Origin of the sequence: Sphingomonas sp. BE138, from assembly GCF_031456125.1 — a bacterium.
In the GTDB taxonomy this organism is placed as follows: domain Bacteria; phylum Pseudomonadota; class Alphaproteobacteria; order Sphingomonadales; family Sphingomonadaceae; genus Sphingomonas.
Map to the genome: position 1 here is coordinate 365,387 of NZ_JAVDUC010000003.1, position 9,902 is coordinate 375,288.

12 protein-coding genes are annotated in these 9,902 nt (G+C 67.9%); 8 read left to right on the plus strand and 4 right to left on the minus strand.

What is annotated here, in order from left to right; genetic code table 11:
* Positions 1–25: 25 nt before the first annotated feature.
* Positions 26–949, minus strand: a complete 924-nt coding sequence (locus tag J2Y58_RS06835; RefSeq protein ID WP_310100582.1) for a LysR family transcriptional regulator — start codon at positions 947–949, stop codon at positions 26–28.
* 104 nt (positions 950–1,053) lie between these two features.
* Here J2Y58_RS06835 and J2Y58_RS06840 point away from each other — a divergent pair, with 104 nt between their 5' ends.
* The 8 genes from J2Y58_RS06840 (at position 1,054) to J2Y58_RS06875 (ending at position 7,261) form a co-directional block, all read left to right on the plus strand.
* Positions 1,054–1,752 (plus strand): pirin family protein, encoded by a 699-nt coding sequence (locus tag J2Y58_RS06840; protein WP_310100585.1) that lies wholly within the window; start codon positions 1,054–1,056, stop codon positions 1,750–1,752.
* Between the two features lie 49 nt (positions 1,753–1,801).
* The gene (locus tag J2Y58_RS06845) at positions 1,802–2,629 is read left to right on the plus strand and encodes an alpha/beta hydrolase (protein ID WP_310100587.1); all 828 of its coding nucleotides are present in this window, start codon (positions 1,802–1,804) and stop codon (positions 2,627–2,629) included.
* Between the two features lie 52 nt (positions 2,630–2,681).
* Entirely contained in the window at positions 2,682–3,272 is a 591-nt protein-coding gene (locus J2Y58_RS06850; RefSeq protein WP_310100590.1) for an NAD(P)H-dependent oxidoreductase, read from the plus strand.
* A 242-nt stretch (positions 3,273–3,514) separates the two neighbouring features.
* Entirely contained in the window at positions 3,515–4,102 is a 588-nt protein-coding gene (locus J2Y58_RS06855) for an arylesterase (RefSeq protein WP_310100593.1), read from the plus strand.
* Between the two features lie 68 nt (positions 4,103–4,170).
* Positions 4,171–5,145 carry an SDR family oxidoreductase gene (locus tag J2Y58_RS06860; protein WP_310100596.1) on the plus strand — a complete coding sequence of 325 codons (975 nt, stop codon included), beginning with the start codon at positions 4,171–4,173 and terminating at the stop codon, positions 5,143–5,145.
* A 32-nt stretch (positions 5,146–5,177) separates the two neighbouring features.
* Positions 5,178–5,477 (plus strand): hypothetical protein, encoded by a 300-nt coding sequence (locus J2Y58_RS06865; RefSeq protein ID WP_310100662.1) that lies wholly within the window; start codon positions 5,178–5,180, stop codon positions 5,475–5,477.
* 63 nt (positions 5,478–5,540) lie between these two features.
* On the plus strand, positions 5,541–6,620 hold the full coding sequence (gene mgrA, locus J2Y58_RS06870) for an L-glyceraldehyde 3-phosphate reductase (protein ID WP_310100599.1): 1,080 nt from the start codon (positions 5,541–5,543) through the stop codon (positions 6,618–6,620).
* A 146-nt stretch (positions 6,621–6,766) separates the two neighbouring features.
* Positions 6,767–7,261: an FCD domain-containing protein gene (locus tag J2Y58_RS06875; RefSeq protein WP_310100602.1), complete on the plus strand. Its 495-nt coding sequence runs from the start codon at positions 6,767–6,769 to the stop codon at positions 7,259–7,261.
* 69 nt (positions 7,262–7,330) lie between these two features.
* Here the strand turns inward: J2Y58_RS06875 and J2Y58_RS06880 are convergent, their stop codons facing one another.
* Genes J2Y58_RS06880 through J2Y58_RS06890 form a run of 3 tightly spaced genes read right to left on the minus strand, consistent with a single transcriptional unit; the run spans position 7,331 to position 9,586 of the window.
* Complete coding sequence (locus J2Y58_RS06880) at positions 7,331–9,034, minus strand: L-dopachrome tautomerase-related protein (RefSeq protein WP_310100605.1); 1,704 nt, start codon at positions 9,032–9,034, stop codon at positions 7,331–7,333.
* Positions 9,035–9,073: 39 nt separating this feature from the next.
* Positions 9,074–9,379 (minus strand): SemiSWEET family transporter, encoded by a 306-nt coding sequence (locus tag J2Y58_RS06885; RefSeq protein ID WP_310100608.1) that lies wholly within the window; start codon positions 9,377–9,379, stop codon positions 9,074–9,076.
* 48 nt (positions 9,380–9,427) lie between these two features.
* On the minus strand, positions 9,428–9,586 hold the full coding sequence (locus J2Y58_RS06890) for a hypothetical protein (protein ID WP_310100611.1): 159 nt from the start codon (positions 9,584–9,586) through the stop codon (positions 9,428–9,430).
* Positions 9,587–9,902: the final 316 nt, after the last annotated feature.

Here is a 9,902-nt window from a genome sequence, read left to right on the forward strand (position 1 = left end):
CAGACGTCGGCCAGCCGGGCAGTCGTCAGCCGGACGGAAGTGCCCACGGCGCCTTCGCCAGCGCGTGGGCGAGATGGTCGATCGCCGCCTGCACGCGAAGCGGCCGCAGTGTCGAGGGCGGCATCACCAGATGCAGTGCCAACACGGGTGCCGCCCAGTCGGGCATCACCACCTCCAGCGTGCCCGCAAGCAACTCGCGCCACACCAGAAATTCCGGCTGCATCGCAACGCCCTGCCCCGCCAGCAGCGCCGGGGTCAGCACGTCGGCGTTGTCGGCCCACAACACGACCGGCGGGGCGATCGCCTCCTCACCGAACTGCGGATGCGTCAGGCGCCACACGCCGGGATTGGCCGCGCCGCTATAGGCGAGCGCGCGATGCCGGGCGAGCTGCGCCGGATGCGTCGGTCGCCCCACCCGGTTCCAATAACCGGGCGACGCGACCAGCAGCAGCCGCACCGTGCACAGCCGCCGCGCGACGAGCGAACTGTCCTCTAGCCGCGCGATCCGCAACGCGAGATCGAACCCGCCCGCAACCAGATCGACGTGCCGGTCGCTCAACGCGAGGTCGAGCGTCACCTCCGGGTAGGCGGCCATGAACGCCGGCAGGATGGCCGCCATATAGCCGATCCCGAACGACACCGGCACGCTGATCCGCACCCGCCCGCGCGGCACCGCCGATTGCTCCTTCGCCTCGTCCTCCGCGGCCTCGCCCTCTCGCAGCAGACGCGTCGCGCGCGGCAGCACCGCGCGCCCGCCCTCGGTCAGCGCGAGGCGACGCGACGTGCGATTGAGCAAGGTCACGCCCATCCGCGCTTCCAGTCGCGCGATCGCCTTGGAAACGGTCGGATTGGCCAGCCCCAGTTCCTGTGCGGCCCGCGCGAAGGAGCCAGTTTCAGCGACCTTGGCGAAGATCGCCCAGGCTTCGAGATCCGGGAGTCGACGTGTCATTTTCGGCAATGATGCAATGCCATACTTGCCGTTTCGTCAAGCGTGTTTGTGCACCATCTTGCCCTCAGCGAAACAAATGTCAGTGTCTTTCAAGGAGCTTAGAGATGATCGATCGTCGCCCCTTCGCCAAACTCGGTGGTGCCAACCACGGCTGGCTGGATGCCAGGCATCACTTCTCCTTCGCCAGCTACTACGATCCTGCCAACATGGGCTGGGGCCCGATCCGCGTGTGGAACGACGACACGATCGCCGCGGGCACCGGATTTCCGCCGCATCCGCACGCCGACATGGAGATCATTACCTATGTCCGCGACGGCGCGATCACGCATCAGGACTCGTTGGGCAATATCGGCCGCACCGAAGCCGGCGACGTGCAGGTGATGAGCGCCGGCTCGGGCGTCCGCCACTCCGAATACAACCGCGAGACGCAGACCACGCGGATCTTCCAGATCTGGATCGAGCCGAAGGAACGGGGCGGCGAACCGCATTGGGGTGCCAAGCCCTTCCCGAAGGGCGATCGCGCCGGGCAGTTCGTCGTGCTCGCCTCGGGGCTCAAGGGCGACGCGGACGCGCTGCCGATCCGCACCGATGCCCGGGTGTTGGGGGCGACGATCAAGGCCGGCGAAAGCGCCGAGTATCGCCTCGGCGTCGGCCGCCACGCGTATCTGGTTCCCGCCACCGGCGCGATCGACGTCAACGGCGTCCGGATCGAGGCGCGCGATGGCGCCGCGATCGTCGACGAGGCAACGTTGACCGTCACCGCGATCGAGGATGCCGAGATCGTGCTCGTCGACGCCGCCTGACCCTTCTTTCCCTTCTGTGTGCGTAGCCATCGAACCACGGAGACCGACCATGCCGTTCATCACCACCGCCGACGGTACCGAGATTTTCTACAAGGACTGGGGCCCGCGCGATGCGCAGGTCATCCACTTCCACCACGGCTGGCCGCTGAGCGCGGACGACTGGGATGCGCAGATGATGTTTTTCCTCGACAAGGGCTACCGGGTGGTGGCGCATGACCGGCGCGGCCATGGTCGCTCGACGCAGGCCGCGACCGGCCACGACATGGACAGCTATGTCGCCGATGTGATCGCGCTGACCGACGCACTTGATCATCGGGACGCGATCCATGTCGGCCATTCGACGGGCGGCGGTGAGGTCGCCCGCTATGTCGCGCGCGCCGCGCCGGGGCGTGTCGCCAAGGCGGTGCTGGTCAGCGCGGTCGCGCCGATCATGGTACGAACCGACCGCAACCCCGAAGGGGTGCCGATCGAGGTGTTCGACGACGTCCGCCATCAGACCGCGACCAACCGCGCGCAATTCTTTTACGACTTCACCCTGCCCTTCTTCGGCTACAACCGCGACGGCGCCGAGGTGAAGGAAGGCGTGCGCCGCAATTGGTGGCGGCAGGGGATGCAGGGCAGCGTGCTGGCGCATACATTGGGCATCAAGGCGTTTTCGGAGACCGACTTCACCGACGATCTGAAGGCCATCGCGGTCCCGACGCTGGTCATGCACGGCGAGGACGATCAGGTCGTGCCGTTCGCGACGACCGGCAAGCTGTCCGCCGACATCGTCGCGGGTGCGGTGCTGAAATCCTACCCCGGCTATCCGCACGGGATGCCGACCACGCATGCCGACCAGATCAACGCCGATCTGCTCGCCTTCATTCAGGGTTGAGCGACGTTTCGGGCGGGCCGATGGTCCGCCCGTCTTCTTCAGGGGAGTGGCGATGGCCGACCGCATACTGATCTTCTACGGCTCCTACCGCGCGGACCGGCAGGGCATCCGGCTCGCCGACTATCTGATGCGAGCCTTCGCCGATCGCGGCGCCGCGCCCGAACTGATCGATGCCAAGGCGATCGGGTTGCCGATGCTCGACCGTATGTACAAGGAGTATCCGGCAGGTACGGCGCCGCCGGCGCTGGAGGCGCTTGCGGCCAAAATTCGCGCCGCCGACGCCTTCGTCTTCGTCACCGGCGAGTATAACTGGGGCCAGCAGCCCGGGCTGAAGAACCTGACCGACCATTTTCTGGAGGAATGGTTCTGGCGGCCGGCGGCGATCGCCAGCTATTCGGCCGGTCGGCTTGCGGGCGCACACGCCAGCGTTGCGTGGCACGGCACGCTGAGCGAGATGGGGATGGTCGTCATCTCGAGCACGCTGACCATCGGCAGCATCGGCCACACGCTCGACCCCGACGGCAACCCGATCGGGGATGGCGGCGCGTCGCTAACCCGCAGCTTCCCGCGCTTCGCCGACGACCTCGCCTGGTGGACCGCGGCCGCGCGTGAGCAGCGCGCACGCATCGCGCCTCCCTATTGAACGGGGAGCTTGCGTTCACCCTGTTCGTCGCTGCGAACCTCAGCGACCGCTGCGCCCCTTCCGACCCACAAGCGGTCACCGATCGCTCGCGTTCGTTTTCTGCTTGCCGACCCTTGCCGATCCCAACTCTTTACATGAGTACCGACCCGCGCGCACGCTCATCGCCGATAGCGTGCAGGTCTGACGAGTGATGCCCTTGGGTACCGGGCTGATCTTTGCGGCCGCGATCATATATAAGAACGATGCCCGCCTTCTGGACGCCCCACGTGCTCGCGCTCGGAGACAGCCTGACTGCCGGCTACGGCCTTCCGACACGCAACTCTTTTGCAGCGAAGCTGGAACAGGCGCTGCGTGACCGTCACCCGGACGCGACCGTGCACGATGCCGGCGTGTCGGGGGACACCACCGCCGACGCTCTCCACCGCCTGCCGCGAGTGTTGAGCGGCCTTGCCCACAAGCCTGAGCTCGCCATCGTCGAACTCGGCGCGAACGATCTGCTGCGCGGTGTTGCCCCCGCGCGCACCAGGGCGAACCTCGACGAGATCCTCGGCACGTTGACCTCGTGCGGCATCGCGACCTTCCTGACCACCTTCGAGGTGCCACCGTTCCTGCGCGCCCATGCCCCGTCGTATGACAGCATGTACGCCGATCTTGCGGAGCGCCATGGCGCCGATCACGCCCCGTTCTTCCCTCCCGGCGTCATGGGTCACCCACGGCTTACCCTACCGGACGGCCTTCACCCCAACGCGCGCGCGATCGAACTGGTCGTCGCGCATCTCCTGCCCGCGATCGTCGCGGCGCTCGGTCGCCCGCCCGCCCCGCTCGCCTGATCGCCCCGCTCGGAACGACCACGCCCGCGGATCGTCCGGCTTCTGTCGATCGGAACGAGGCAGCAGGCATGACGGGCAGAACGGCAGCGACGCGGGTGGTCATCACCGGGGCATCGAGCGGGATCGGCGCGGCGACCGCCGTCGCCTTCGCCCGGCGCGGGGCGCATCTGGTGCTCGCGGCACGTGGCACCGCCGGGCTGGAGGATATCGCCGCGCGCTGCCGGGGGGCCGGGGGCGAGGCGCAGGTGCAGACCCTCGACGTGACCGATGCCGGCGCCGTCGCGCGGCTGGCGGCCACGGCGCGCGACACGCTGGGCGGGATCGACGTGTGGTTCAGCAACGTCGGGGTCGGCGTCGTCGGTCGCTACGAGGACGTGCCGATCGCCGAGCATGCGCAGGTCGTCACCACCAACCTCCTCGGCCATATGAACGACGCGCATGCGGTGCTGCCGATCTTCCTGGCGCAGGATCATGGCATCTTCATCAACATGATCTCGGTCGGCGGGTTCGTCGCGACCCCCTATGCGGCGGCCTATGCGGCGAGCAAGTTCGGGCTGCGCGGGTTCAGCGAGGCGCTGCGGGGCGAGATGTCGAAGCATCCGCGCATCCATATCTGCGACGTCTTTCCCACCTTCGTGGATACGCCGGGGATCGATCACGCCGCCAATCATACCGGCGCGGAACTGTCGCTGCCGCCCGGCTCCCTGGCGCCGGAAACGGTGGCGAAGGCGGTGGTGCGGCTTGCCGACCGCCCGCGCAACACCACCGTCGTCGGTGCGCCCGCCATCGCGCTGAAATTCAACCAGTTCCTGGCCCCCAACCTGTCGGCCGCGCTCATGAACGGCTTCATGGACAGTTGGGCGCGCAAGGCCGATCCGGGCGCGGACAGCAGCGGCGCGCTGTTCGAGACGCCCTCCGATCCGAGCGGCATCGACGGCGGACGACGCCACCCGGAGCGGCGCCGCACCGCCGCGCTGCTGGGGGTCGGCGTCGCGGCGGTCGGGCTGGCGGCGCTGGGTGCCGGCGCGTGGCGACACCGCTAGCCGATCCGCCGACCACGCCCGATGGTCGCTACATGGTGGTGCGCGGGCGCTTGTGGCGCAAAAGCAACCCAGCCCTTCCGCCCGATACGCGCCAGGCGCTCGTGGAAGAACTGATGGCCGCGCGCCGCGCGGTGCAGGGCGCGCTCCGCCACGACGATCCCGTTGCCCTGCGCGCCGCCCGCACGCGCGTCGACGCCGCCAAGGTCGCGCTGGGCGAGCGCGGCCCGGTCTGGTGGACCGACGGTACGCCCGACCTCAACCGCTGCCTGGCGCGCAACACGCGCTATGCCGACTGGTACGCACAATTCGCGCCATCCACCGAACCCGGTTGACGCGCCGCGGTTGAAACGCACGCCCCGGCGTGCGTTAACCTGTTGAGATAAGAGGAGCCTGCCATGCCGTTCGACCCGCCCTATGCCGCATCTCCCGACCGCTATGACGGCCGGATGCCGTACCGCCGCACCGGTCGCAGCGGGCTGCGGCTGCCCGCGATCAGCCTCGGCCTGTGGCAGAACTTCGGCGGTGCGGACGTGTTCGAAACGGGCCGCGCGATCCTGCGCCGCGCCTTTGACCGCGGCGTCACCCATTTCGATCTCGCCAACAATTACGGCCCGCCCTACGGATCGGCGGAGGAGAATTTCGGGCGCGTGCTCGCCGCCGATCTGCGCGGGTACCGTGACGAGCTCGTGATCTCGACCAAGGCCGGCTGGGACATGTGGCCCGGGCCGTACGGCGACATCGGGTCGTCGCGCAAGTATCTGATCGCCAGTTGCGACCAGAGCCTGAAGCGGATGGGGCTCGACTATGTCGACATCTTCTATTCGCACCGCGTCGATCCGGCGACCCCGCTGGAGGAGACCATGGGCGCCTTGGTCCAGCTCCACCGGCAGGGCAAAGCGCTGTACGTCGGCATCTCCTCCTACGATCCGGGGCTTACCCGCAAGGCCGCGCAGATCCTCGCCGAGGAGAAGGTGCCGTTGTTCATCCACCAGCCGAGCTACTCGATCCTCAACCGCTGGATCGAACGCGAACTGCTCGCCACCCTGGAGAACCTCGGCACCGGCTGCATCGCTTTCTCGCCGCTGGCACAGGGCATGCTGACCGACAAATATCTGCACGGCGTCCCGCAGGGCGCGCGCGCCGGCCGCGGTGGCTCGCTGTCGCAGGGGATGCTGACCGACCAGAACCTGGCGGCGATCCGCGCGCTCAACGACATCGCGGCTCGGCGCGGGCAAACGCTGGCACAAATGGCGATCGCCTGGGTGCTGCGCGACGCGCGCGTCACCTCCGCGCTGATCGGCGCGCGCACGGTCGAACAACTCGACGACTCGCTCGATGCGGTGAAGGCGCTCGACTTTTCCGCCGACGATCTCGCCGCGATCGACAAGGCGGCCGAGGACGGCGGGATCAACCTCTGGGCTGAATCATCCGACATCACCGCCCTGCCCCTCCCGCAGGGCACGCCCGCCGACTGATGCGTTGTTCGACGGGGTGACCGCGGTAGCATCGATCATTGCGCACTCACCGGATCGCGACCTTCTGGCGAGTGCGCGGCGATCGGGGCGTTGCATGAAAGAACGCGAAGTCCGGTGGTTACGGGCCGCTGGTCCAGTAAGCGTCCGTGTTGATCGCGAGCGCGGTCCGTCGCAGCGTCGCGCAGACGCCGCTCGCGACCGACCGCGAACAGCAGCAGATTGGCCGCCGTGAGGGTTTTGCCCACGACTCCTGCACGTGCGCGACCGGTGATCGTGACGCCGTATTTGCCGTCCTCGGCGACCGTCGCCACCTGCGCGCCGCCGGCTGCGCACCGATGCGCACCGATGCGCACCGGTGCCGCGGTCGGAGGGCAGGTGACGACCAAGCGTTCCACCTTGCTGTCCTCGACGCGACACGCAACGAACGGTTGCTGACGTTATCCAACTCGATCGCCGCCGCGGTCGAATGGACCACGCGCTTCTCGCGCGATCAGCGGCGGCAGGTGCGTGACCCGATGCCCGACCATCACGCTGTATTCAGGGCACTGGTCGCCGGCGACGGCGATGCTGCGCGACGCGCGATGGAGACGTTGATAGACAATGCTCCCACCGACGCAAATACGCCACTTCGAGCCGAATGATGCTATGCAAGAGAAGCTCTCCGGCGATTCATGTGGAAAGCGCAATGCCAGCCACATCGCGGGCCGGGCTCAGCCGCGCTGAGGTATCCACCGCTGCTGACGTGCCCCGGCATCGTAGCGTAACGGCGAGCGAAGCGTCGCGAATTCGATCCACGTGCCCCATGGCGTCTGTCCGAAGCGAAAGCGGTTGCCCGGCCCCTTCTCGTTTGTTCCCAGGTCGTGCGGGCCGGGAAGCAGCTTGCCGCCCGCCCGCTCGAACCGCGCACAGGCGGCGTCGATGTCGTCCACCGCCACGCTGAAGTGGACGAGGCCCATATCGTTGATCTGTGCGGCCTGCGTGCGCCGTACGCCGTCGATCTGGAAAAGCTCGATATTGGCGGCGTTGCCGAGCCGCAACTGGCACAGCCCGCGCATCGTCGCCCCGGCCGGCAACGCGTTCATCTTCGCCACGCCCGGCCCTTTGAGCGGTTCATCGGTCAGCTTCAGGTGACGATACAGCACCGTCGCGCCGAACGCCTGCTCCAGGAAGCGGATGCCGTCCTCCATGTCGGGAACGGTCATCGCCACATGCTCGATGCCGCGGATGAAGCCCAGCCCGCGATCGGGCGGGCGGCCGGTGACCGCATCGCCCAGGCGCACCCCGTCCACCTCCTCCGGCAGGTCCATGACGAACACCTGCCACGGTGGCCGCGTCCGGTCGGCGCCGGCATGGACGGCAAGGTCCTCCAGCTGCGAGGCCGGCACGAACAGACGCCGTCGATGATCGATGAAGATGGCGTCGGGCGATGACAGCCGGTCGTCCGCGATCAGCGGGACCTGCCGCCCCTGCGGCGTCAGGATGGTGATCCGGCGGCTTTCCGCATCCGACAGATAGAGGTTGCCCAGCGTGTCCATCGCCGTACCGCCGATCGTGGGGATCTCGGCGATCGTCTGCACGGCCTGCGCCAGCGCATCGTCGTCCAGCCGCTCGTCCAGCAGCAATTCGGTCGCGATGCGCCGGATCGGTCCGGTCGGGGTTGACCAGTACAGCCATGCGCCATCGGCATCGAGTTCGATCATGTCGCTGTGCACGGCCGGGCGTCGGCCGGCACGATCGGCCAGGACACGACCGCCGGCACCCCTTTGCACCTGTGCTTCGGGCTTCCTGGTCAGCGGGTGCCCCGAGAGGCGGCGCACGGTGCGGTCCGCCGCCAGATCGTGCACGATGATGCCGCCCCTTCCGGAGTCGGTCACATAGACGATGTTGTCGTGGACACGCAGGTCGTTCATCGCCGCGCCCGGCGGCAGGATCTCGTCGGCGAAGCGCAGCACCGTCAGCACGGTACCGGTCGCGGCGTCGATCCGTACGATCTTCGCGCCGCCCGCGACCGGTCCGGACGCGGTTGTGCCCTGATCGACGACCCACAACGTATCGTCGGCGAAGACATGAACCGCATTGACGTTGACGAACGCCTCCCGCGGGTCGACGCCGGGGCGCCATTCGTTCCAACGGCCACCGGGGAACGGCGTTGTCGCGCCATCCTCCTCTAGACGGACCAGCCCGGGGGTTTCCGCGTGACCGTTCAAGCGAGGCAGCCCGAGGAAGATGAAGCCCTGCTGCGACACGGCCACGCCGTTGCATAGCCGGTCGGAACGCGCCGCGACCCGCAATTGCGGCGAGTCAGCGGCACCTCGCTGGCCGGGCCGGGCGGTGCCTGCGGCGACCGCAGGAACGAAGCCGGTCGCGGCAGCCCCCGCCAGGGCGGCACGGCGGGTCATCGGCGGCAAGGACATGGCAATCTCCACGAAGAAGCAGGCGCGGACGCGACAGGATCAAAGGGCAGTGAAAACGGTGATGAGGCCGAGGATGACGCCCGGGAAATTGCCCGCCGCCACCGGCCAGTCGCGGCGCAAGGCGCCGTAGCTTGTCCACAGGCTGCAATTCACCACCGTGGCGATCGGCATGATGATCGACCCCTTCTGGCCGGCCAGGTTCAACCTGATCTGATCGACGTAGGAGACGAACATGAAGATGGCGGTGGTGGTGGCGATCCACCCCAGCCATTTCAGCGCCGATCCCGCCACCGGTCCGGTCGCGGCCGTATCCATGGCGCGATCGGCCGTACGTGTCTGGTCCATGAAAAAGCCTCTTATTGTCATGGGCGCGGGCGCCGTAACGGCGCTCGATCAGCCGCGACACCGATCAGAGAATGCGTGCGCCGCCGGTTCTCGGGCGAGCAAGGCAGAAGGGACGCCCGCGCCCACGTTGAAGGCGAGCGTCCCGCCGATCGCCGGCACCATCGCGCGATCAGCGGCCCGGGCGCAGACGACATTGCCGATCGTCATGCCGCCCGCGAACAAGGCGCCGAAACCGATCGCGCCGGTCGCGCAGCGTCAGCAGGATCAGGCGGATCAGCGCCGGAGAGACGTCAAGACGATCATGGGTCATTCGCGTATCGTCTGCGCGGCCCCGGCGGCGGACGGGCGCCAGCGCGACAGTGAGCTGCCCCCTTCTGAGTGGTCCATGGACTATGAGAGTCTGGATCAAGGAAGGGACGACGAATGCTTGCCAAGAAGCACAAGCCCGAAGAGATCATCGGCAAGCTGCGTGAGGTTGAGATCATGGTGAGCCAGGGTGGCACGACGGCCGAGGCATGCCGGC